This window comes from Streptomyces sp. NBC_01474, assembly GCF_035918215.1.
Taxonomy (GTDB): Bacteria; Actinomycetota; Actinomycetes; order Streptomycetales; family Streptomycetaceae; genus Streptomyces; species Streptomyces aureus.
The window spans coordinates 8,236,884-8,259,376 of record NZ_CP109449.1; the positions used below are offsets into that span (position 1 = coordinate 8,236,884).

General features: G+C 69.9%; 20 protein-coding genes. 17 read left to right on the top strand and 3 right to left on the bottom strand.

The annotated features are described in order from the left end of the window. Positions 1-138 precede the first annotated feature (138 nt). The gene (locus OG758_RS37640) at positions 139-2,346 is read right to left on the bottom strand and encodes an elongation factor G-like protein EF-G2 (RefSeq protein ID WP_326713973.1); all 2,208 of its coding nucleotides are present in this window, start codon (positions 2,344-2,346) and stop codon (positions 139-141) included. Positions 2,347-2,615: 269 nt separating this feature from the next. On the opposite strand from OG758_RS37640, the gene pgsA reads away from it, so the two are divergent. From pgsA to OG758_RS37715, 15 genes are all read left to right on the top strand, one after another. Beyond that, complete coding sequence (gene pgsA, locus OG758_RS37645; RefSeq protein WP_326713974.1) at positions 2,616-3,290, top strand: phosphatidylinositol phosphate synthase; 675 nt, start codon at positions 2,616-2,618, stop codon at positions 3,288-3,290. After that, a complete protein-coding gene (locus OG758_RS37650) occupies positions 3,287-4,192 on the top strand; it encodes a phosphatidylinositol mannoside acyltransferase (protein WP_326713975.1) in 906 nt (301 codons plus the stop codon). The genes pgsA and OG758_RS37650 overlap by 4 nt, the downstream gene beginning before the upstream one ends. Continuing rightward, the gene (locus OG758_RS37655; RefSeq protein WP_326713976.1) at positions 4,189-5,349 is read left to right on the top strand and encodes a glycosyltransferase family 4 protein; all 1,161 of its coding nucleotides are present in this window, start codon (positions 4,189-4,191) and stop codon (positions 5,347-5,349) included. Before OG758_RS37650 ends, OG758_RS37655 begins: the two co-directional genes overlap by 4 nt. A gap of 99 nt (positions 5,350-5,448) precedes the next feature. Continuing rightward, positions 5,449-5,994, top strand: coding sequence for a hypothetical protein (locus tag OG758_RS37660; RefSeq protein ID WP_326713977.1), 546 nt, complete (start codon positions 5,449-5,451; stop codon positions 5,992-5,994). Positions 5,995-6,284: 290 nt separating this feature from the next. After that, positions 6,285-7,133 carry a pyridoxal 5'-phosphate synthase lyase subunit PdxS gene (gene pdxS / locus OG758_RS37665; protein ID WP_362906110.1) on the top strand — a complete coding sequence of 283 codons (849 nt, stop codon included), beginning with the start codon at positions 6,285-6,287 and terminating at the stop codon, positions 7,131-7,133. Beyond that, positions 7,133-7,738, top strand: a complete 606-nt coding sequence (gene pdxT / locus OG758_RS37670) for a pyridoxal 5'-phosphate synthase glutaminase subunit PdxT (protein WP_326713978.1) — start codon at positions 7,133-7,135, stop codon at positions 7,736-7,738. Before pdxS ends, pdxT begins: the two co-directional genes overlap by 1 nt. Positions 7,739-7,813: 75 nt before the next feature. Beyond that, positions 7,814-8,566, top strand: coding sequence for a YebC/PmpR family DNA-binding transcriptional regulator (locus tag OG758_RS37675; protein ID WP_326713979.1), 753 nt, complete (start codon positions 7,814-7,816; stop codon positions 8,564-8,566). Between the two features lie 105 nt (positions 8,567-8,671). Beyond that, positions 8,672-9,220: a crossover junction endodeoxyribonuclease RuvC gene (gene ruvC / locus OG758_RS37680; protein WP_116503365.1), complete on the top strand. Its 549-nt coding sequence runs from the start codon at positions 8,672-8,674 to the stop codon at positions 9,218-9,220. Next, on the top strand, positions 9,217-9,825 hold the full coding sequence (ruvA, locus tag OG758_RS37685; protein WP_326713980.1) for a Holliday junction branch migration protein RuvA: 609 nt from the start codon (positions 9,217-9,219) through the stop codon (positions 9,823-9,825). Before ruvC ends, ruvA begins: the two co-directional genes overlap by 4 nt. Before the next feature lie 52 nt (positions 9,826-9,877). Continuing rightward, on the top strand, positions 9,878-10,951 hold the full coding sequence (gene ruvB, locus OG758_RS37690; RefSeq protein WP_326713981.1) for a Holliday junction branch migration DNA helicase RuvB: 1,074 nt from the start codon (positions 9,878-9,880) through the stop codon (positions 10,949-10,951). A 165-nt stretch (positions 10,952-11,116) separates the two neighbouring features. Further along, positions 11,117-11,617: a preprotein translocase subunit YajC gene (gene yajC / locus OG758_RS37695; protein ID WP_266566520.1), complete on the top strand. Its 501-nt coding sequence runs from the start codon at positions 11,117-11,119 to the stop codon at positions 11,615-11,617. A gap of 139 nt (positions 11,618-11,756) precedes the next feature. After that, complete coding sequence (gene secD, locus OG758_RS37700) at positions 11,757-13,538, top strand: protein translocase subunit SecD (protein WP_326713982.1); 1,782 nt, start codon at positions 11,757-11,759, stop codon at positions 13,536-13,538. A gap of 1 nt (position 13,539) precedes the next feature. Beyond that, the gene (secF, locus tag OG758_RS37705) at positions 13,540-14,667 is read left to right on the top strand and encodes a protein translocase subunit SecF (RefSeq protein WP_326713983.1); all 1,128 of its coding nucleotides are present in this window, start codon (positions 13,540-13,542) and stop codon (positions 14,665-14,667) included. Then, positions 14,664-15,212: an adenine phosphoribosyltransferase gene (locus tag OG758_RS37710; protein WP_266566526.1), complete on the top strand. Its 549-nt coding sequence runs from the start codon at positions 14,664-14,666 to the stop codon at positions 15,210-15,212. Before secF ends, OG758_RS37710 begins: the two co-directional genes overlap by 4 nt. Before the next feature lie 169 nt (positions 15,213-15,381). Beyond that, complete coding sequence (locus tag OG758_RS37715) at positions 15,382-17,979, top strand: RelA/SpoT family protein (protein ID WP_326713984.1); 2,598 nt, start codon at positions 15,382-15,384, stop codon at positions 17,977-17,979. Positions 17,980-18,042: 63 nt separating this feature from the next. Here the strand turns inward: OG758_RS37715 and OG758_RS37720 are convergent, their stop codons facing one another. Next, positions 18,043-19,275, bottom strand: a complete 1,233-nt coding sequence (locus OG758_RS37720; protein WP_326713985.1) for a DUF349 domain-containing protein — start codon at positions 19,273-19,275, stop codon at positions 18,043-18,045. 134 nt (positions 19,276-19,409) lie between these two features. After that, a complete protein-coding gene (locus OG758_RS37725) occupies positions 19,410-20,222 on the bottom strand; it encodes a peptidylprolyl isomerase (RefSeq protein ID WP_326713986.1) in 813 nt (270 codons plus the stop codon). Positions 20,223-20,438: 216 nt separating this feature from the next. Between OG758_RS37725 and OG758_RS37730 the strand changes: the two genes are divergently transcribed. Continuing rightward, positions 20,439-21,149, top strand: coding sequence for an MBL fold metallo-hydrolase (locus tag OG758_RS37730; protein WP_326713987.1), 711 nt, complete (start codon positions 20,439-20,441; stop codon positions 21,147-21,149). A 12-nt stretch (positions 21,150-21,161) separates the two neighbouring features. Next, positions 21,162-22,424: a histidine--tRNA ligase gene (gene hisS / locus OG758_RS37735; RefSeq protein ID WP_326713988.1), complete on the top strand. Its 1,263-nt coding sequence runs from the start codon at positions 21,162-21,164 to the stop codon at positions 22,422-22,424. Positions 22,425-22,493 lie beyond the last annotated feature (69 nt).

The window sequence follows — 22,493 nt, forward strand, 5'->3', positions numbered from 1 at the left end:
TGTTGATCAGGTCATCGGCTTGATCAGGTCATCAGCGTATCCGGGCGCACCGACATCCGTCAGGGGACGGCCGAAGCCGCCCGCCCGGAAGGGGACCGGTCGGGCGGCCTGGCTGGCGAGTGGCCGGGGGACGGTCAACTACGAGACGTCCTGCGCCTGTTCGCGCATCCTGTCGCCCAGCTGCGAAGGCATCGGCTCGTGCCGCGTGTACGCCCGGCTGAAGCGCCCCGTGCCGTGCGAGAGCGACCGCAGGTCCACCGCGTACCGGCCGATCTCGATCTCCGGGATCTCGGCTCGTACGAGCGTGCGAGACCCCGGTGCCTGTTCCGTGCCGACCACGCGGCCGCGCCGCCCCGACAGGTCGCTCATCACCGCGCCCACGTAGTCGTCCGCGACGAGCACCTGCACCTCGGCGACCGGCTCCAGGAGATGGATCTTCGCGTCCGCCGCCGCCTCCCGCAGCGCCAGCGCGCCCGCCGTCTGGAACGCCGCGTCGGAGGAGTCCACCGAGTGCGACTTGCCGTCGAGCAGCGTGATCCGCACGTCGATGAGGGGATAGCCCGCGGCCACGCCCTTCGCGGCCTGTGCCCGTACGCCCTTCTCCACGGACGGGATGAACTGCCGCGGCACCGCACCGCCGACGACCTTGTCCACGAACTCGATGCCGGAGCCGTTCGGCAGCGGCTCCACCTCGATCTCGCAGATCGCGAACTGCCCGTGCCCGCCGGACTGCTTCACATGGCGCCCGCGCCCCGCCGACCTGTCGGCGAACGTCTCCCTCAGCGAGACCTTGTGGGGGACGACGTCGACCTGGACGCCGTACCGGTTGCGCAGCCGCTCCAGGGCGACGTCCGCATGCGCCTCACCGAGGCACCACAGGACGACCTGGTGGGTGGCCTGGTTCTGTTCGAGCCGCATCGTCGGGTCCTCGGCGACCAGTCGGGACAGGCCCTGCGAGAGCTTGTCCTCGTCCGGCTTGCTGTGTGCCTGGATCGCCAGCGGCAGCAGTGGGTCCGGCATGTCCCACGGCTCCATGAGGAGCGGGTCGTCCTTGGCGGAGAGGGTGTCGCCGGTCTCCGCCCTGCCGAGCTTGGCCACGCACGCCATGTCACCGGCGATGCAGTGGGAGAGCACGCGCTGCTGTTTCCCGAAGGGCGACGAGAGGGCGCCGATGCGTTCGTCGACGTCGTGGTCCTCGTGGCCGCGGTCGGCGAGGCCGTGCCCCGACACATGCACCGTGTCGTCGGGTCGCAGGGTTCCGGAGAAGACCCGTACCAGCGAGATCCGGCCCACGTACGGATCGGACGCCGTCTTCACCACCTCGGCGACCAGGGGGCCGTCCGGATCACAGACGTTCACCGTGCGCGCGTCGCCCGACGGGGTGGTGACCACGGGGGCCGCGCGCTCCAGGGGAGTGGGGAAGCCGCCCGTGATCAGTTCGAGCAGCTCGACCGTGCCGATGCCCTGGCGGGCGCCCGGAGCCGCGGGGGCCGCGGCGAGCACCGGGTGGAAGACACCGCGCGCGACGGCCCGCTCCAGGTCACCGACCAGCGTCTTGTAGTCGATCTCCTCGCCGCTCACATAGCGGTCCATGAGGGTCTCGTCCTCGCTCTCGGCGATGATCCCCTCGATCAGACGGTTGCGTGCCTCCTCGATGAGCGGCAGTTGATCGGGGTCCGGCTCGGACTCCTTGCGCTCGCCCGACGCGTAGTCGAACACGCGCTGCGACAGGAGGCCGACGAGGCCGGTGACCGGCGCGTGCCCGTCGTGCCCCGGCTCGCCGTGCAGGGGCAGGTAGAGCGGGATGACGGCGTCCGGGTCGTCGCCGCCGAAGAACGTCTCACAGGTCCGCGTCATCTGTTCGAAGTCGGACCGCGCCGCCTCCAGATGCGTCACCACGATGGCGCGTGGCATGCCGACCGCCGCGCACTCCTCCCACACCATGCGCGTCGCGCCCGCCATGGTCTCGGGCCCGTCGGACGCCGAGACGACGAAGAGGGCCGCATCCGCTGCTCGCAGACCGGCCCTCAGCTCCCCGACGAAATCCGCGTATCCCGGGGTGTCCAGAAGATTGATCTTGTACCCGTCCCATTCGAGGGGCACCAGGGAGAGCTGCACCGACCGCTGCTGCCGGTGCTCGATCTCGTCGTAGTCGGAAACGGCGGTCCCGTCCTCCACCCGGCCCGCCCTGTTCACCGCCCCCGCGGTCAGCGCGAGAGCCTCCACCAACGTCGTCTTGCCCGATCCGCTGTGGCCGACCAGCACCACATTCCTCACGGACGCGGGGTGGTCGGCCGCCGTAGCCCTGCCGGCGGCTCCGGAGTGTGTGTTCGCCTTGTCGCCCATGCCTTGCCTCCCGGTTACTTGCACGGTGAGGTGGCACCCCTGCTGAAGAGGGGGTCCCATTGGGCGCGGACACGCGGGACCCGCGATGGCGGCTCCGACGACGCCCGCGGTGTCTTCGAGCTTTCCACTCGCGTCACGGTGCGTCCATACGTCGTACGTGATCCCCCGGGGCACGCGGGTGCCCGTAGGTCGTCCACGCGCGCGCGTGACTACGATGGGCCAGCCGGTGGCCAGAAGGGCCGCGCGGCCATCCGACCCTCGGGAAGGCCATGCTGAACAAGTACGCGCGTGCATTCTTCACGCGTGTCCTCACACCGTTCGCCGCGTTTCTCATCCGTCGCGGGGTCAGCCCCGACGCGGTCACGCTCCTCGGTACGGCCGGGGTCGTGGCGGGCGCGCTGGTCTTCTTCCCCCGTGGGGAGTTCTTCTGGGGCACGATCGTCATCACGTTGTTCGTGTTCTCGGACCTCGTGGACGGCAACATGGCGCGCCAGCTCGGCCGCACCAGCCGCTGGGGCGCGTTCCTCGACTCCACGCTCGACCGCGTCGCGGACGGCGCGATCTTCGGCGGCCTCGCCCTCTGGTACGCGGGATCCGGCGACGACAACATGCTGTGCGCCGTCTCCATCTTCTGCCTCGCCAGCGGCCAGGTCGTGTCGTACACCAAGGCCCGCGGTGAGGCCATCGGCCTGCCCGTCGCGGTCAACGGTCTGGTGGAGCGCGCCGAGCGGCTCGTGATCACCCTCGTCGCCGCCGGCCTCGCGGGGCTGCACACGTTCGGTGTGCCCGGCATCCAGATCCTGCTGCCGATCGCCCTGTGGGCCGTCGCCGCGGGCAGCCTCGTGACGCTGATCCAGCGGATGGTGACCGTCCGCAGGGAGTCGGCCGAGGCCGACGCCGAGGCCGCAGCCGAGGCCTCCCAGGAGAGCGGGACCGCATCGTGAGCAACGCGCGTGAACGACTCGTCGACGCCCTCTACGGAGCGGGCTGGAGCACGGTCAAGAAGCTCCCCGAGCCCGTCGCGGTCCGCCTGGGCCACACCATCGCCGACCTCGCGTGGAAGCGGCGCGGCAAGAGCGTCCTGCGCCTGGAGTCCAACCTCGCGCGCGTGGTGCCCGACGCCTCCCCGGAGCGCCTCAAGCAGCTCTCCAAGGCGGGCATGCGCTCGTACCTGCGGTACTGGATGGAGTCGTTCCGGCTGCCGTCCTGGAGCGCGGACCGGGTCAGGAACGGCTTCGACATCGACGACGCCCACCTCCTCACCGACGGCCTCGCCTCCGACAAGGGCGTCATCCTGGCCCTGCCCCACCTGGGCAACTGGGACCTGGCGGGCGCCTGGGTCACCACCAAGCTGGAGACCCCGTTCACGACGGTCGCCGAGCGCCTCAAGCCCGAGACCCTCTACGACCGCTTCGTGGCCTACCGCGAGAGCCTCGGCATGGAGGTCCTGCCGCACGACGGCGGATCCGCCTTCGGCACGCTCGCGCGCCGGCTGCGCGCCGGCGGCCTGGTCTGCCTGGTCGCCGACCGCGATCTGTCCGAGTCCGGCGTCGAGGTGAAGTTCTTCGGAGACACCGCCCGCATGCCCGCGGGCCCGGCGATACTCGCCCAGCAGACCGGCGCACTGCTCCTCCCGGTCACCCTCTGGTACGACGAGTCGCCCGTCATGCGCGGACGCATCCACGCCCCCATCGAGGTGCCCGAGACAGGTACGCGCGCCGAAAAGACGTCTGTCATGACGCAGGCGCTGGCCGACGCCTTCGCCACAGGGATCGCCGACCACCCGGAGGACTGGCACATGCTGCAGCGCTTGTGGCTCGCTGACCTCGAGGAGCGCCGACCGTGAAGATCGGCATCGTCTGCCCGTACTCCTGGGACGTACCGGGCGGCGTCCAGTTCCACATCCGCGACCTCGCGGAGCACCTCATCGCCCTGGGTCACGAGGTGTCCGTCCTCGCCCCGGCCGACGACGAGACCCCGCTGCCGCCGTACGTCGTCTCGGCGGGCCGTGCCGTCCCCGTGCCCTACAACGGCTCGGTCGCCCGGCTCAACTTCGGCTTCCTGAGCGCCGCGCGCGTGCGCCGCTGGCTGCACGACGGCACGTTCGACGTGATCCACATCCATGAGCCGGCCTCCCCCTCGCTGGGGCTGCTCTCCTGCTGGGCCGCGCAGGGCCCGATCGTCGCCACGTTCCACACGTCGAACCCGCGGTCCCGCGCCATGATCGCCGCGTATCCGATCCTCCAGCCCGCCCTGGAGAAGATCAGCGCGCGGATCGCGGTGAGCGAGTACGCGCGCCGCACGCTCGTGGAGCACCTCGGCGGGGACGCCGTCGTCATCCCGAACGGCGTCGACGTGGACTTCTTCGCCCGCGCCGAGCCCAAGGCCGAGTGGCAGGGAGGCACCATCGGCTTCATCGGGCGCATCGACGAGCCCCGCAAGGGTCTTCCCGTGCTGATGAGGGCCCTGCCGAGGATCCTTGCCGAGCGGCCCGGGACCCGGCTGCTCGTGGCCGGACGCGGTGACGAGGAGGAGGCCGTCGAGAGCCTGCCCGCCGAGATGCGCGAACAGGTCGTGTTCCTCGGCATGGTCAGCGACGAGGACAAGGCCCGGCTGCTGCGCAGCGTCGACGTGTACGTGGCCCCCAACACCGGCGGCGAGAGCTTCGGCATCATCCTGGTCGAGGCCATGTCGGCGGGCGCGCCCGTCCTGGCCTCCGATCTCGACGCGTTCGCCCAGGTCCTCGACCAGGGCGGCGCGGGGGAGCTGTTCGCCAACGAGGACGCGAACGCTCTGGCGGACTCGGCCGTCCGGCTCCTGGGCGACGCCGGCCGGCGCGAGGAGCTGCGCGAGCGCGGCAGCAAGCACGTGCGGCGCTTCGACTGGTCGACCGTGGGGGCGGACATCCTGTCCGTGTACGAGACGGTGACCACGGGCGCAGCGGCCGTGGCCACCGACGAACGCAGCGGACTGCGGGCCCGGTTCGGGCTCGCCCGCGACTGACGGGACGTACCGGCGCGCCACGCGCACAAACCGGTACGTCCCTCCCGTCCCGCACGCGGCTGATCGCCGGTGCGGTGCACGGCTGTAGCCTTTGCGCCCGTGACCTCCACTTTGATCTGGATCGCGGTCTTCCTCATCGCGGTCGGCCTCTACCTGAGCTGGACAGCGGGCCGTCTCGACCGGCTGCACGCCCGGATCGACGCGGCCCGCGCCGCCCTCGACGCCCAACTGCTGCGCCGCGCCTCGGTGGCACAGGAGCTGGCCACCTCCGGAGTGCTCGACCCCGCCGCCTCGATCGTCCTGTACGAGGCCGCGCACGCGGCGCGGCAGGCCGAGGAGGACCACCGGGAGGTCGCCGAGAGCGAGCTGAGCCAGGCGCTGCGCGCCGTGTTCGGCGAGGCCGGGCAGATGGAGGCGGTGCGCGCCGCCCCGGGCGGCCCCGACGCGGCCGAGGAGCTCGCTCAGGCCGTCCGCAGGGTGCCGATGGCCCGGCGCTTCCACAACGACGCCGTACGGGCCGCACGCGCCCTGCGCAGGCACCGCACGGTGCGCTGGTTCCGGCTCGCGGGTCACGCGCCGTTCCCCCTGGCCTTCGAGATGGACGATGAAGCGCCCGTCGCGCTCGCCGACCGGCCCACCACATAAGGGCTGGCCGACCGGTACACCACATAAGGGCTGGCCGACCGGTCCACCACATGAGTGCTCGCCGGGCCCGCCACATAAAGCGGCCGACCGGTCGACCACATAACACGATGGTGACCAGGCGCATTCGCGAAGAATGAGCCACCGGTCGGACATTGGCCCTTGATGTGGACTGGTCGCGGGGCGTTTCCTCTGTGGAGTAGCAACCCCCCTTTTTCCACCGAGCGAGGTCACCCGTGTCCAGCACCCCCCAGTCCGTCGAAACCACCGGCACCGCACGCGTGAAGCGCGGCATGGCCGAGCAGCTCAAGGGCGGCGTGATCATGGACGTCGTCAACGCCGAGCAGGCGAAGATCGCCGAGGACGCCGGCGCGGTGGCCGTCATGGCGCTGGAGCGGGTGCCGGCCGACATCCGCAAGGACGGCGGCGTGGCCCGGATGTCCGACCCGAACATGATCGAAGAGATCATCGAGGCCGTCTCCATCCCGGTCATGGCCAAGTCGCGCATCGGTCACTTCGTCGAGGCCCAGGTCCTGCAGTCGCTCGGCGTCGACTACATCGACGAGTCCGAGGTGCTGACCCCGGCCGACGAGGTCAACCACAGCGACAAGTTCGCGTTCACGACCCCCTTCGTGTGTGGTGCCACCAACCTGGGCGAGGCCCTGCGCCGCATCGCCGAGGGCGCGGCCATGATCCGCTCGAAGGGTGAGGCCGGCACGGGCAACGTCGTCGAGGCCGTCCGCCACCTGCGCCAGATCAAGAACGAGATCGCCAGGCTGCGCGGCTTCGACAACAACGAGCTGTACGCCGCCGCCAAGGAGCTGCGCGCCCCCTACGAGCTCGTCAAGGAGGTCTCCGAACTCGGCAAGCTGCCGGTGGTGCTGTTCTCCGCCGGTGGTGTCGCCACGCCCGCCGACGCCGCCCTGATGCGTCAGCTCGGCGCCGAGGGTGTCTTCGTCGGCTCCGGCATCTTCAAGTCCGGTGACCCCGCCAAGCGCGCCGCCGCCATCGTGAAGGCCACCACCTTCTACGACGACCCCAAGATCATCGCGGACGCCTCCCGAAACCTGGGCGAGGCCATGGTCGGCATCAACTGCGACACCCTCCCCGAGACCGAGCGCTACGCGAACCGGGGCTGGTAATGACCTCTCCCGTAGTGGGCGTCCTTGCGCTCCAGGGCGACGTACGGGAGCACCTCGTCGCCCTGGCCACGGCGGACGCCGTGGCCAGGCCCGTGCGGCGGCCCGAGGAACTCGCCGAGGTGGACGGCATCGTCCTGCCCGGCGGGGAGTCGACCACCATCTCCAAGCTGGCCGTCCTGTTCGGGCTCATGGAGCCCCTTCGCGCGCGCGTGCGTGAGGGCATGCCGGTGTACGGCACCTGTGCGGGCATGATCCTTCTCGCCGACAAGATCCTCGACCCGCGTTCGGGCCAGGAGACGGTCGGCGGGATCGACATGATCGTGCGCCGCAACGCCTTCGGGCGTCAGAACGAGTCCTTCGAGGCGGCGGTCGACGTACGCGGCGTGGAGGGCGATCCCGTGGAGGGCGTCTTCATCCGCGCCCCCTGGGTCGAGTCGGTGGGCGCCCGTGCCGAGGTACTCGCGGAGTACGACGGGCACATAGTCGCTGTACGGCAGGAAAACGCCCTCGCCACGTCCTTCCACCCCGAGCTGACCGGCGACCACAGGATGCACGCGCTGTTCGTCGACATGGTGCGGGCGAAGCTGGTGGCCGGGTCCTTGTAGGATCTCGGGGGGTCCCCCGGCCCTTGAGGCCAGGGGGAGTTCGTACTGGGTTGGTTACGCGAAGGAGACAGGCAGATGTCCGGCCACTCTAAATGGGCTACGACGAAGCACAAGAAGGCCGTGATCGACGCCAAGCGCGGCAAGCTCTTCGCGAAGATGATCAAGAACATCGAGGTCGCTGCCCGCACGGGCGGCTCCGACGTGTCCGGCAACCCGACGCTCTTCGACGCCATCCAGAAGGCCAAGAAGAGCTCGGTCCCTAACAAGAACATCGACTCCGCGGTCAAGCGCGGCGCCGGCCTCGAGGCCGGTGGCGCCGACTACGAGACGATCATGTACGAGGGCTACGGTCCCAACGGTGTCGCGGTGCTCATCGAGTGCCTCACCGACAACCGCAACCGCGCCGCGTCCGACGTGCGTGTCGCCATGACCCGCAACGGCGGCAACATGGCCGACCCCGGCTCCGTCTCGTACCTGTTCAACCGCAAGGGTGTCGTGATCGTCCCCAAGGGTGAGCTGTCCGAGGACGACATCCTCGGTGCCGTGCTCGACGCGGGTGCCGAAGAGGTCAACGACCTCGGTGAGTCCTTCGAGGTGCTCAGCGAGGCCACCGACCTGGTCGCGGTGCGCACCGCGCTCCAGGAGGCCGGCATCGACTACGACTCGGCCGACGCCAACTTCGTCCCGACCATGCAGGTCGAGCTGGACGAGGAGGGCGCCCGCAAGATCTTCAAGCTCATCGACGCGCTCGAGGACAGCGACGACGTGCAGAACGTCTTCGCCAACTTCGACGTGAGCGACGAGGTCATGGAGAAGGTCGACGCCTGACACGCAGGCAGCGCACGGGCCGACGGGACACACGCCCCGTCGGCCCGTCGCATTGTCAGCGGTACCCGATAGCCTGCACAAACTGGCTATCGAAGGAGGGGCGGGGTGCGCGTACTCGGCGTGGACCCGGGGTTGACCCGGTGCGGTGTCGGCGTGGTCGAGGGGGTCGCGGGGCGGCCCCTGACGATGCGTGGTGTCGGCGTCGTACGGACCCCGGCCGACGCGGAGTTGGGCCACCGCCTCGTCGCCATCGAGCAGGGCATCGAGCAGTGGCTCGACGAGTACCGGCCCGAATTCGTCGCCGTGGAGCGGGTGTTCAGCCAGCACAACGTGCGGACGGTCATGGGGACGGCCCAGGCGAGCGCGGTCGCCATGCTCTGCGCCAGCCGCCGCGGCATCCCCGTAGCCCTTCACACGCCCAGCGAGGTCAAGGCCGCCGTGACGGGCAGCGGACGGGCTGACAAGGCGCAGGTGGGCGCGATGGTGACACGCCTGCTGAGACTGGACGCACCCCCCAAGCCCGCCGACGCGGCCGACGCCCTGGCCCTCGCCATCTGTCACATCTGGCGCGCCCCCGCGCAGAACAGACTCCAGCAGGCCGTCGCCCTGCACGCATCGAAACCTGCCACAGCACCGAAAGGCCGTATCGCATGATCGCCTTCGTCAGCGGCCCGGTGGCCGCCCTCGCCCCTGACACCGCGGTGGTCGAGGTCGGCGGCATCGGCATGGCCGTCCAGTGCACCCCGAACACGCTCTCGGGGCTCCGCATCGGCCAGCAGGCCAAGCTCGCCACCTCCCTCGTCGTACGCGAGGACTCGCTCACGCTCTACGGCTTCGCCGACGACGACGAGCGGCAGACCTTCGAGCTGCTCCAGACCGCCAGCGGTGTCGGACCCCGGCTCGCGCAGGCCATGCTCGCCGTGCACAGCCCCGACGCCCTGCGCCGCGCGGTGGCCTCCGGCGACGAGAAGTCGCTCACCGCCGTGCCCGGCATCGGCAAGAAGGGCGCCCAGAAGCTGCTCATCGAACTGAAGGACCGGCTCGGCGCGCCCCTCGGCACCGGCACGGGCGTGGGAGCCCCCGTGACCTCCGGCTGGCGCGACCAGCTGCACGCCGCGCTCATCGGGCTCGGCTACGCCACCCGCGAGGCCGACGAGGCCATCGAGGCGGTCGCCCCGCAGGCCGAGGAGGAGGTCGGCACGCCGCAGGTCGGCAAGCTCCTCAAGGCCGCGCTCCAGACGCTGAACCGCACCCGCTGACCGGGCCGCGCCCGCTCCCCGCCCGAACCACCACCACCGCGAGGCACACCTCATGAACTGGGACGACACGACCGACGCGACGCCCGACACCGAGCGGCTCGTGGGCTCTGTCGCCGACCGCGAGGACCAAGCGGTCGAGGCCGCCCTGCGCCCCAAGGACCTGGGCGAGTTCATCGGCCAGGAGAAGGTCCGCGAACAGCTCGACCTGGTCCTCAGGGCGGCACGCGCGCGTGGCGCCACCGCCGACCACGTCCTGCTCTCCGGAGCGCCAGGCCTCGGCAAGACCACGCTCTCCATGATCATCGCGGCCGAGATGGGCGCCCCCATCCGGATCACCAGCGGCCCGGCCATCCAGCACGCCGGCGACCTGGCCGCGATCCTCTCCTCCCTCCAGGAGGGCGAGGTCCTCTTCCTCGACGAGATCCACCGCATGTCCCGCCCCGCCGAAGAAATGCTGTACATGGCGATGGAGGACTACCGGGTCGACGTCATCGTCGGCAAGGGCCCCGGCGCCACGGCCATTCCGCTGGAGCTGCCCCCGTTCACCCTCGTCGGCGCCACCACCCGCGCGGGCCTGCTGCCCCCGCCGCTGCGCGACCGCTTCGGCTTCACGGCGCACATGGAGTTCTACGAGCCGGCCGAGCTGGAGCGCGTCATCCACCGCTCCGCGAACCTCCTCGACGTGGAGATCGACGCCCAGGGCGCCGCCGAGATCGCCGGCCGCTCCCGGGGCACCCCCCGTATCGCCAACCGATTGCTGCGTCGGGTCCGTGACTACGCGCAGGTCAAGGCCGACGGGCACATCACCCGTGACATCGCCGGGGTGGCCCTCGGCGTCTACGAGGTGGACGGCCGTGGCCTCGACCGGCTCGACCGCGCCGTCCTCGAAGCGCTGATCAAGCTCTTCGGCGGCGGCCCCGTCGGCCTCTCCACCCTCGCGGTCGCCGTGGGAGAGGAGCGCGAGACGGTCGAGGAGGTCGCCGAACCCTTCCTCGTACGCGAAGGCCTGCTGGCCCGTACCCCGCGTGGGCGGGTCGCCACCCCCGCGGCCTGGGCGCATCTCGGCCTCACGCCGCCCCAGCAGATAAGAGGCACAAGCGGACAACAGGACCTGTTCGGGACCTGATCGCGCAGCGTAGTCGCGAGGTCAGGAACCCCGGTGCCATGTCGAGCGTTGTTCCTTGAGCGTGGACTCGCTTAGACTCCGCCGATGCCGCCCTTGTGGACGGCGTGCCCACCCCCATCCAACAGGCCGCTTACGTGCGCGGTCGTGCGAAGGAATTTCCGTCCCGTGAATATCGTGACCCTCCTCCCGTTCATCGTGCTCATCGGGGCCATGTTCCTGATGACCCGCTCCGCCAAGAAGAAGCAGCAGGCGGCAGGCCAGATGCGGGACCAGATGCAGCCCGGTTCCGGCGTCCGCACGATCGGGGGCATGTACGCCACCGTCAAGGAGGTCCACGACGAGATGGTCCTTCTGGAGGTGGCCCCCGGCGTCCACGCCGTCTACGCGAAGAACTCGATCGGCGCCGTCCTCGGCGACGACGAGTACAACCGCATCGTCCACGGCACCGAGAGTGATGACAACGATGACCACGACGCCCTCGGCGCCGATGGTGCGATCGTGCCGGACGACGCTTCCTCCCTCACCGAGACCGACGAGCCCGCCGGCGCTTCCGACGACTCGCGCATCGACCTCGGCAAGAAGGACGAGGCTGCCGCCACTGACGCAGCCCCCGAGGCCGACGGCGCAGAGCCGAAGAAGACCGACGGCGAGTCCGACGCGAAGTAGTCACGCCCCCAGGACCGCGCGCGCCCGCTCGCGCTCCGCGGTCCCGGACGTGTGATTTCCGCACGGATTCTCGACACCATTTCATGGCCGTCCGGGCACGTACCCCGCTGCTGGACGGATGGAGAGGGAGAACGAGAAGGTGGCAGCACCCAAGAAGGGCCGAAGTCACGGCGCCCAGAGCAGGCCGGGCCGCACACTGGCCTTCATCCTGATCGCGATGGTGGCGCTGACCGGCGGGATGTTCCTGTCCGGCCACACCACGCCGCGCCTGGGCATCGACCTCGCCGGTGGTACGAGCATCACGCTCAAGGCGAAGAGTGAGCCGGGTCAGAAGAACGCGGTCAACCAGACCAACATGAACACGGCCGTGAGCATCATCGAGCGCCGCGTCAACGGTCTGGGTGTCACGGAGTCCGAGGTCCAGACCCAGGGCTCCGACAACATCATCGTCAACATCCCCAAGGGGACGAACGAGGCGCAGGCGCGCGAGCAGGTCGGCACGACCGCCCAGCTCTACTTCCGCCCCGTGCTCACCGTTGCCGCCGGTGCGCCCACTCCCGAGCCGTCCGCCAGCCCTTCGGGCTCGGACAAGGGCAAGGCGACCGACAAGGCGGCCGACAAGGCCACGGACGGCGGCAAGGGCAAGGCGTCCAGCACGCCGACCCCCACGCCGACCGCCTCCCAGACCTCGCAGGGCCGTGCTGTCACCGACGCCCTGAAGGCCGACTCCTCCCCGACGCCGAGCGCGAGCTCCTCCGCGAGCGGCAAGCCCACCCCCTCGGCGAGCTCCACCCCGGACGCGGCCACCGCCGCGCTGCAGAAGAAGTTCACGGACCTCGACTGCACCGACAAGGCCGCCCGCAGCCAGGTCACCTCGGGCGTCAGGCCCGAGGACACCGCCGTGGCCTGCGGCAAGAACTCGTCCGGCCAGTGGGAGAAGTACATCCTCGGCCCCGCCGAGGTGAACGGTAAGGACGTCGACAAGGCGCAGGCCACGATCAACCAGCAGACCGGTGCCTGGGTCGTCAACATGGACTTCACGGGCGGTGGCTCGAAGAAGTTCGCGAAGATCACCAGCAAGCTCTCGCAGCAGCAGCCGCCGATGAACCAGTTCGCCATCGTGCTCGACGGCGACGTGGTCTCGGCTCCCAGCGTCAGCTCGACCCTGAGCGGCAGCGCGGAGATCTCCGGCAGCTTCGACCAGCAGTCCGCCCAGGACCTCGCCAACGTGCTGTCCTACGGTGCGCTCCCGCTCTCCTTCCAGGAGCAGAGCGTCACGACGGTCACCGCGGCCCTCGGTGGTGAGCAGCTGCACGCCGGCCTGATCGCCGGTGCCATCGGCCTCCTGCTGGTCGTGATCTACCTGGTGGTCTACTACCGCGGCCTGTCGCTGATCGCGCTCGCCTCGCTCCTCGTGTCCGCGGTCCTCACCTACGTGATCATGACGCTCCTCGGCCCGGCCATCGGCTTCGCGCTGAACCTGCCGGCGGTCTGCGGCGCGATCGTGGCGATCGGTATCACGGCCGACTCGTTCATCGTGTTCTTCGAACGCATCAGGGACGAGATCCGTGAGGGGCGCTCGCTGCGGCCCTCCGTCGAGCGCGCCTGGCCGCGGGCCCGGCGCACGATCCTGGTCTCCGACTTCGTGTCGTTCCTCGCCGCCGCGGTGCTGTTCGTCGTCACCGTCGGCAAGGTCCAGGGCTTCGCGTTCACGCTCGGCCTGACCACCGTGCTCGACGTGGTCGTCGTCTTCCTGTTCACCAAGCCGCTGATGACGATCCTGGCCCGCAAGAAGTTCTTCGCGAGCGGACACCCGTGGTCCGGGCTCGACCCGAAGCGCCTCGGCGCCAAGCCGCCACTGCGCCGTACGCGCCGTGCCCCCGGCTCTTCCGTAGGCCCTGTCGACACGAAGGAGGCGTGAGATGTCGAAGCTCGGCCATCTCGGCGCCCGGCTCATCCGCGGTGAAGTCGGCTACGACTTCATCGGCAAGCGCAAGATCTGGTACGGCATCTCGATCCTGATCACCATCACGGCCATCGTCGGCCTGGCGGTGCGTGGTCTGAACATGGGCATCGAGTTCGAGGGCGGCGCGGTCTTCACGACCCCGAAGACCAGCGTCTCCGCGGGCACGGCGGAGCGCTCCGCCGAAGCGGCCTCCGGGCACGACGCGATCGTCCAGCAGCTCGGCACCGGCGGTCTGCGCATCCAGATCTCCGGCGTGGACACCGCGAAGTCCGACCAGATCAAGACCGAACTCGCCAAGGACCTGAACGTCCCCGAGGCGAAGATCAACGCCGACCTCGTCGGACCCAGCTGGGGCGAGACGATCGCCAACAAGGCATGGACCGGCCTGATCGTGTTCATGATCCTCGTGGTGATCTATCTGGCCATCGCCTTCGAGTGGCGCATGGCCATCGCGGCTCTGGTCGCACTGATCCACGACATCACGATCACGGTCGGGATCTACGCCCTGGTCGGCTTCGAGGTCACCACGGGTACGGTGATCGGTCTGCTGACCATCCTCGGTTACTCGCTCTACGACACGGTGGTCGTCTTCGACTCCTTGAAGGAGGGCACGAAGGACATCACCAAGCAGACCCGCTACACGTACAGCGAGATCGCCAACCGCTCCATCAACGGCACGCTGGTGCGTTCGATCAACACCACGATCGTCGCGCTGCTGCCGGTGGCGGGCCTGCTGTTCATCGGTGGCGGTTTCCTCGGCGCCGGCATGCTGAACGACATCTCGCTGTCGCTGTTCGTCGGTCTCGCGGCCGGTGCGTACTCGTCGATCTTCATCGCCACTCCGCTCGTCGCCGACCTCAAGGAACGCGACCCGCAGATCAAGGCCCTGAAGAGGCGCGTGCTCGCCAAGCGCGCGGCGGCGGCCGCCAAGGGCGAGTCCGCCGAGGCCCCGGAGGCACAGGGCGAGGGCGACGACTTCGACGACGACCCGTCGGACGACGAGGCCGCTGCGGTCGTCGGCCCCCGCCACCAGCCCGCGTCGCGCGGCCGCGGCCGCGGCCGGCCCTCGGGGAAGCGCCGATGACCGAGCTCGCAGAACTCTCGGCGCTGCTCCACAGCCGCATCCGCGATGTGCCGGACTACCCGGAGCCGGGCGTGATGTTCAAGGACATCACCCCGCTCCTGGCGGACCCGTCGGCCTTCACGGCACTCACTGACGCCCTCGCGGAGTTCTGCGTAGCGAACGGCGCCACCAAGGTGGTCGGCCTGGAGGCGCGCGGGTTCATCCTGGGCGCCCCCGTCGCCGTACGCGCCGGGCTCGGCTTCATCCCCGTACGCAAGGCCGGCAAGCTCCCCGGGGCGACGCTCAGCCAGTCGTACGACCTGGAGTACGGGTCCGCCGAGATCGAGGTGCACGCCGAGGACCTGGTCGCGGGCGACCGCGTCATGGTGATCGACGACGTCCTCGCCACCGGCGGCACGGCCGAGGCGTCGGTGCGGCTCATCCGGCGCGCGGGCGCCGAGGTCGCCGGCATCGCCGTCCTGATGGAGCTGGGTTTCCTGGGCGGCCGCGAACGGCTGCTTCCGGCCCTTGACGGCGCCCCGCTGGACGCACTGCTCATGGTCTGAACACCTGGTCACAGGCGTAAGGGCGGGCCCGGAGGAATCCGGTGCCCGCCTTTTGCGTTTGCCCTGTTGAAAGTCGTCCCACCGGCCGAAGGCGAGCGGGCGGCCCAGTGTCGATACCATGGGCTCTCCGGGACCTGAACGGGGGACCCGTCGCGCACGAGGAGCGCCGTTGCCAGACGAGGCCAAGCCACTCTCCCCCAGCGCCGAGCGCGTGGGGGTACCCACAGCCGCCAAGCCCGACCAGAAGGCCGACCAGGCCGCGGCCCCCACTGGTGTGCCCGCGAAGCCCGGGAAGACCGGCCAGACCGGGCCGGGCTCCACCGGCACCCCGGAAGGCAAGAGGGCCGAGCAGCAGCCGCGCCCCAAGCCCGCCGCCGGCAAGAGCCCCGCCCCCGGCCCCGCTGCCGCCGCCCCGGCTCCGGCCGCACCGCCCACGCCGCCCGTGGTGCGCCCCGCGGCAGGCCAGCCCACCCGCTCCGGCTCCTCGAACCGCGTCCGCGCCCGCCTCGCCCGTCTCGGCGTGCAGCGCTCGAACCCGTACAACCCCGTTCTCGAGCCGCTGCTGCGGATAGTGCGCAGCAACGACCCGAAGATCGAGACGTCCACGCTCCGCCAGGTCGAGCGCGCCTACCAGGTCGCCGAGCGCTGGCACCGCGGCCAGAAGCGCAAGAGCGGCGACCCGTACATCACGCACCCGCTCGCGGTGACGACGATCCTCGCCGAGCTGGGCATGGACCCCGCGACACTCATGGCGGGCCTGCTGCACGACACCGTCGAGGACACCGAGTACGGCCTGGACACGCTGCGCCGCGACTTCGGTGACCAGGTCGCCCTCCTCGTCGACGGCGTCACCAAGCTCGACAAGGTCAAGTTCGGCGAGGCCGCACAGGCCGAGACCGTGCGCAAGATGGTCGTCGCCATGGCCAAGGACCCGCGCGTCCTGGTCATCAAGCTCGCCGACCGCCTGCACAACATGCGCACGATGCGCTACCTCAAGCGCGAGAAGCAGGAGAAGAAGGCCCGCGAGACGCTGGAGATCTACGCTCCGCTGGCGCACCGCCTGGGCATGAACACCATCAAGTGGGAGCTGGAGGACCTCGCCTTCGCGATCCTCTACCCCAAGATGTACGACGAGATCGTGCGTCTGGTGGCCGAGCGCGCGCCCAAGCGCGACGAGTACCTCGCCATAGTGACCGACGAGGTGCAGAGCGACCTGCGCGCCGCCCGCATCAAGGCGACCGTCACCGGCCGCCCGAAGCACTACTACAGCGTCTACCAGAAGATGATCGTCCGCGGCCGTGACTTCGCGGAGATCTACGACCTGGTGGGCATCCGTGTCCTTGTCGACACGGTGCGGGACTGCTACGCAGCCCTCGGCACGGTGCACGCGCGATGGAACCCGGTCCCCGGCCGGTTCAAGGACTACATCGCGATGCCCAAGTTCAACATGTACCAGTCGCTGCACACGACGGTGATCGGCCCCAACGGCAAGCCCGTCGAACTCCAGATCCGTACGTTCGACATGCACCGCCGCGCCGAGTACGGCATCGCCGCGCACTGGAAGTACAAGCAGGAGGCCGTCGCGGGCGCCTCCAAGGTGCGCAGTGACCAGCCGAAGGCCACCGGCAAGGACGACCACCTCAACGACATGGCGTGGCTGCGCCAGTTGCTCGACTGGCAGAAGGAGACGGAGGACCCGGGCGAGTTCCTGGAGTCCCTGCGCTTCGACCTCTCGCGCAACGAGGTCTTCGTCTTCACGCCGAAGGGCGACGTCATAGCGCTCCCGGCCGGAGCGACCCCCGTCGACTTCTCCTACGCGGTCCACACCGAGGTCGGCCACCGCACCATAGGAGCGCGGGTCAACGGGCGGCTCGTACCGCTCGAATCGACCCTGGACAACGGCGACCTGGTGGAGGTCTTCACCTCCAAGGCGGCCGGCGCCGGGCCCTCGCGGGACTGGCTGGGCTTCGTCAAGTCGCCCCGCGCGCGCAACAAGATCCGCGCCTGGTTCTCCAAGGAGCGCCGCGACGAGGCGATCGAGCAGGGCAAGGACGCCATCGCGCGCGCCATGCGCAAGCAGAACCTGCCGATCCAGCGCATCCTGACGGGCGACTCCCTCGTCACGCTCGCGCACGAGATGCGCTACCCCGACATCTCGTCCCTGTACGCGGCGATCGGCGAAGGCCACGTCACCGCGCAGAGCGTCGTCCAGAAGCTCGTGCAGGCCCTCGGCGGCGAGGAGGCCGCCAACGAGGACATCGCCGAGAGCGCACCCCCGTCGCGCGGCCGCAAGCGCCGTGCGAACGCCGACCCCGGCGTGGTCGTCAAGGGTGTCGACGACGTATGGGTCAAGCTGGCCCGCTGCTGTACGCCCGTCCCCGGCGACCCCATCATCGGCTTCGTCACGCGCGGCAGCGGCGTATCGGTGCACCGCAACGACTGTGTGAACGTCGAGTCGCTGTCCCGTGAGCCCGAGCGGATCCTCGAGGTCGAGTGGGCGCCCACGCAGTCCTCGGTCTTCCTTGTCGCCATACAGGTGGAGGCCCTCGACCGCTCGCGACTGCTCTCGGACGTCACCAGGGTCCTGTCCGACCAGCACGTCAACATCCTGTCCGCGGCCGTGCAGACGTCCCGCGACCGGGTGGCCACCTCCCGCTTCACCTTCGAGATGGGTGACCCCAAGCACCTCGGTCACGTCCTGAAGGCGGTCAGGGGAGTGGAGGGCGTCTACGACGTCTACCGCGTGACGTCGGCGCGCAGACCGTAACCGACCGACATGAGAGGGGCCCCCGGCGCTCAGCGCCGGGGGCCCCTCTCATGTGATGACTGCTCAGCCGCCGAACTCGTGCAGGCCCTTGAGCGCCTGGTCGAGCAGCGCCTGACGGCCGCCGAGCTCACGCTCGAGCTTGTCGGCCTTCGCGTTGTTGCCCTGCGCGCGGGCCGCGTCGATCTGGCCCCGCAGCTTGTCGACCGCGGCCTGGAGCTGACCGGTGAGCCCCTCGGCACGCGCGCGCGCCTCCGGGTTCGTACGGCGCCACTCGGTCTCCTCGGACTCCTGAAGGGCCCGCTCCACGGCGTGCATCCGGCCCTCGACCTTCGGACGCGCGTCGCGCGGCACGTGGCCGATGGCCTCCCAGCGCTCGTTGATCGAGCGGAAGGCGGCGCGGGCCGTCTTCAGGTCCCCGATCGGCAGGAGCTTCTCGGCCTCGTCGGCGAGCTCCTCCTTGAGCTTGAGGTTCTCGCCCTGCTCGGCGTCCCGCTCGGCGAAGACCGAGCTGCGCGCCGCGAAGAACACGTCCTGGGCGCCGCGGAAGCGGTTCCACAGGTCGTCCTCGTGCTCGCGCTGGGCGCGGCCCGCGGCCTTCCAGTCCGTCATCAGCTCGCGGTACCGGGCGGCCGTGGTGCCCCAGTCGGTCGAGGCCGACAGCGACTCGGCCTCGGCGACCAGCTTCTCCTTGGCCTGGCGGGCGTCCTCGCGCTGCGCGTCCAGCGAGGCGAAGTGCGCCTTGCGGCGCTTCGAGAACGCCGAGCGCGCGTGCGAGAAGCGGTGCCAGAGCTCGTCGTCCGACTTGCGGTCCAGACGCGGCAGACCCTTCCAGGTGTCCACCAGCGCCCGCAGCCGCTCACCGGCCGCGCGCCACTGCTCGCTCTGGGCGAGCTCCTCGGCCTCGGTGACCAGGGCCTCCTTGGCGTGCCGCGCCTCGTCGGACTGCTTCGCCTTCTGGACCTTGCGCTCCTCGCGGCGCGCGTCGACGGTCTCGACGAGCTTGTCCAGGCGCTTGCCCAGAGCCTCCAGATCGCCGACGGCATGCGCGTCCGTCACCTGCTCGCGCAGATGCTCGATGGCGGTCGTGGCGTCCTTCGCCGACAGGTCGGTCGTCTGCACCCGGCGCTCGAGGAGCCCGATCTCGACGACCAGGCCGTCGTACTTGCGCTTGAAGTAGGCGAGGGCCTCGTCAGGAGAACCTGCCTGCCACGAACCGACTTCACGCTCGCTGCCGTCGGCCGAACGCACGTACACGGTCCCCGTCTCGTCGACGCGGCCCCACGGGTCGCTGCTCACAGCGCCTCCTCCACATGATGCCTGCGGGGCGCCTTGGGGCCCCGGGCATCGTCCACAGTTTCGTCACGGCCAACATAGGCGACCGGCGGGGCGGCTGTCCGCATCCCGCGCGACCGAAATTTCACCGCCGGCGGTCAGGATTTCTTCACGGTCGCCTTGTCGATCACGACGGTGGCGTTCGGGGCGCCGTCGCCCTGCCCGGTGCTCTCACCAGCGGCGGCGATCTTCTTGAGCACCTTCATGCCGGAATCGGAAATGGTCCCGAACGGTGTGTAGCTCGGCGGCAACTGACTGTCCTGGTACACGAGGAAGAACTGGCTGCCGCCGGTGTGCTTCTGACCCGTGTTCGCCATCGCGATCGTGCCCGCCGGGTACACGTTCCCCTTCAGGCTTTTGTCCTTCAGGTTCTCGTCCGGGATCGTGTAACCCGGGCCGCCCGCGCCGGTGCCCTTCGGGTCACCGCACTGCAGGACGTAGATGCCGTTGGTGGTGAGCCGGTGGCACTTGGTGTGGTCGAAGAAGCCCTTGCCGGCCAGGAAGTTGAAGGAGTTCACCGTGTGCGGCGCCTCCTTCGCCTTGAGGTCGATACCGATGTCGCCGCACGTGGTCGCGAGGTTCATCGTGTAGTCCGCCGCCTTGTCGACGGTGAGCGCCGGCTCCTTCTTCCAGCTGAGCGGCTTCACCTTGCCCGCGGCGGGCTTCTTGCACGGGTCGGCGGCCTTGGAGGGACTCGCGCTCGGCTTGGAGGCCGCCGAGTCCTTCTTGTCCTTGCCGTCGAAGGCCCCGGCGGCGAACGCGCCGGCGCCCGCCACCACGACCACGGCCAATGCCGACGCGATCACCGTGTTGCGTGTGCGCGCCCTGCGCCGCGCGGACTCCCGCCGCTGCTGCTGCCGCAAGAACTTCTCCCGGGCGAGCTGCCGCCGCCGCTGATCGTTGCTGACCACCGGGTCTACTCCTCGTACGTCGCGAGACCTGATTCCGAACCGATGCGAAGTGATCCGAACGGGACGAACCTGGTCTGAACTGGACCTGTTACGACCGCCTGCTGTGTGCCCCGTACCGTATATGGGTTAGCTGTGGAATCGGCAGCGCCGGTAGGCTCTGATCTGCCGCATTCTTCTGCGGACACACTTCCGCCGGACGACATACGAAGGACGATCGTGCTGATTGCCGGGTTCCCCGCCGGGGCCTGGGGCACCAACTGTTACCTGGTTGCCCCCGCCGCGGGTGAGGAGTGCGTGATCATCGACCCCGGCCACCAGGCCGCCCAGGGAGTCGAGGACGCGCTCAAGAAGCATCGGCTCAAGCCGGTCGCGGTCATCCTCACGCACGGCCACATCGACCACGTCGCCTCCGTCGTGCCCGTGTGCGGGGCCCATGACGTCCCGGCGTGGATCCACCCCTCCGACCGCTACATGATGAGCGACCCGGAGAAGGGGATCGGCCGCTCCATCGGTATGCCGCTGATGGGCGAGCTGACCGTGGGGGAGCCCGACGACGTGCGGGAGCTGAGCGACGGCACCGAACTGAAGCTGGCGGGTCTCGACCTGACCGTGGCGCACGCGCCGGGTCATACCAAGGGGTCGGTGGCCTTCAAGATGCCCGAGAGCGCGGACATCCCGTCCGTGTTCTTCTCCGGGGATCTGCTCTTCGCCGGCTCCATCGGACGCACCGACATGCCCGGTGGCTCCATGGACGACATGCTCGAATCGCTGGCACGCGTGTGCCTGCCGCTCGACGACTCGACCGTGGTGCTCTCAGGGCACGGCTCCCAGACGACCATCGGCCAGGAGCGCGCCACCAACCCGTATCTGCGGCAGGTGGCCGCCGGCCAGGGAACCTCCTTCGAGGCTCCCCGACGAGGATTGTGACGAGAGACTTCCGTGAGCACCTTTCAGGCCCCCAAGGGCACGTACGACCTGCTTCCCCCCGACTCCGCCACGTACCTCGCGGTGCGCGACGCCATCTCCACCCCGCTGAGGAACTCCGGCTACGGCTACGTCGAGACGCCCGGCTTCGAGAACGTCGAACTGTTCGCGCGCGGTGTCGGTGAGTCCACCGACATCGTCACCAAGGAGATGTACGCCTTCGAGACGAAGGGCGGCGACAAGCTCGCCCTGCGCCCCGAGGGCACCGCGTCCGTGCTGCGTGCCGCCCTGGAGGCCAACCTCCACAAGGCCGGCAACCTCCCCGTGAAGCTCTGGTACTCCGGCTCGTACTACCGCTACGAGCGCCCCCAAAAGGGCCGTTACAGGCACTTCTCGCAGGTCGGCGCCGAGGCGATCGGCGCGGAGGACCCGGCGCTCGACGCCGAACTGATCATCCTGGCCGACCAGGCGTACCGCTCGCTCGGGCTGCGCGACTTCCGCATCCTGCTGAACTCGCTGGGCGACAAGGAGTGCCGTCCGGTCTACCGCGCCGCGCTCCAGGACTTCCTGCGCGGTCTCGACCTCGACGAGGACACCCTGCGCCGCGCCGAGATCAACCCGCTGCGCGTCCTCGACGACAAGCGCCCCGAGGTTCAGAAGCAGCTCGTCGGCGCGCCCTCGCTGCGCGACTACCTGTGCGACGGCTGCAAGGCGTACCACGAGCAGGTCCGTGAGCTCCTGACCGCCGAGGGCGTGGCCTACGAGGACGACGAGAGGCTGGTCCGCGGCCTCGACTACTACACGCGCACCACCTTCGAGTTCGTCCACGACGGTCTCGGGTCGCAGTCCGCGGTGGGCGGCGGCGGTCGCTACGACGGCCTCTCCGAGATGATCGGCGGCCCGTCGCTGCCGTCCGTCGGCTGGGCGCTCGGCGTCGACCGTACGGTCCTGGCGCTCGAGGCGGAGGGCGTGGAGCTCGAACTCCCCTCCACCACCAGCGTGTTCGCGGTCCCGCTCGGTGACGAGGCGCGCCGCGTCCTCTTCTCCAAGGTGACGGAGCTGCGCCGGGCCGGCGTCTCCGCCGACTTCTCGTACGGCGGCAAGGGCCTCAAGGGCGCGATGAAGAACGCGAACCGCAGCGGCGCCCGCTTCACGATCGTCGCCGGCGAACGCGACCTCGCCGACGGCGTCGTCCAGCTCAAGGACATGGAGTCGGGCGAGCAGGATGCGGTGGCGGTCGACGAGATCGTGGCCGTCCTGAAGGCCAAGCTGGCGTAGCCGGGTCTCTGGAGCAGTCGAAGGAGCGGGGCACGCGCGTGCCCCGCTCCTTATCTGTTCGCGCCGTGT

Excerpts from the sequence above, each read along its gene's own strand:
- OG758_RS37640 (WP_326713973.1), bottom strand. The coding sequence starts at position 2,346 with ATGGGCGACAAGGCGAACACACACTCCGGAGCCGCCGGCAGGGCTACG.
- pgsA (WP_326713974.1), top strand. The coding sequence starts at position 2,616 with ATGCTGAACAAGTACGCGCGTGCATTCTTCACGCGTGTCCTCACACCG.
- pdxS (WP_362906110.1), top strand. The coding sequence starts at position 6,285 with ATGGCCGAGCAGCTCAAGGGCGGCGTGATCATGGACGTCGTCAACGCC.
- pdxT (WP_326713978.1), top strand. The coding sequence starts at position 7,133 with ATGACCTCTCCCGTAGTGGGCGTCCTTGCGCTCCAGGGCGACGTACGG.
- OG758_RS37675 (WP_326713979.1), top strand. The coding sequence starts at position 7,814 with ATGTCCGGCCACTCTAAATGGGCTACGACGAAGCACAAGAAGGCCGTG.
- ruvA (WP_326713980.1), top strand. The coding sequence starts at position 9,217 with ATGATCGCCTTCGTCAGCGGCCCGGTGGCCGCCCTCGCCCCTGACACC.
- ruvB (WP_326713981.1), top strand. The coding sequence starts at position 9,878 with ATGAACTGGGACGACACGACCGACGCGACGCCCGACACCGAGCGGCTC.
- secF (WP_326713983.1), top strand. The coding sequence starts at position 13,540 with ATGTCGAAGCTCGGCCATCTCGGCGCCCGGCTCATCCGCGGTGAAGTC.
- OG758_RS37710 (WP_266566526.1), top strand. The coding sequence starts at position 14,664 with ATGACCGAGCTCGCAGAACTCTCGGCGCTGCTCCACAGCCGCATCCGC.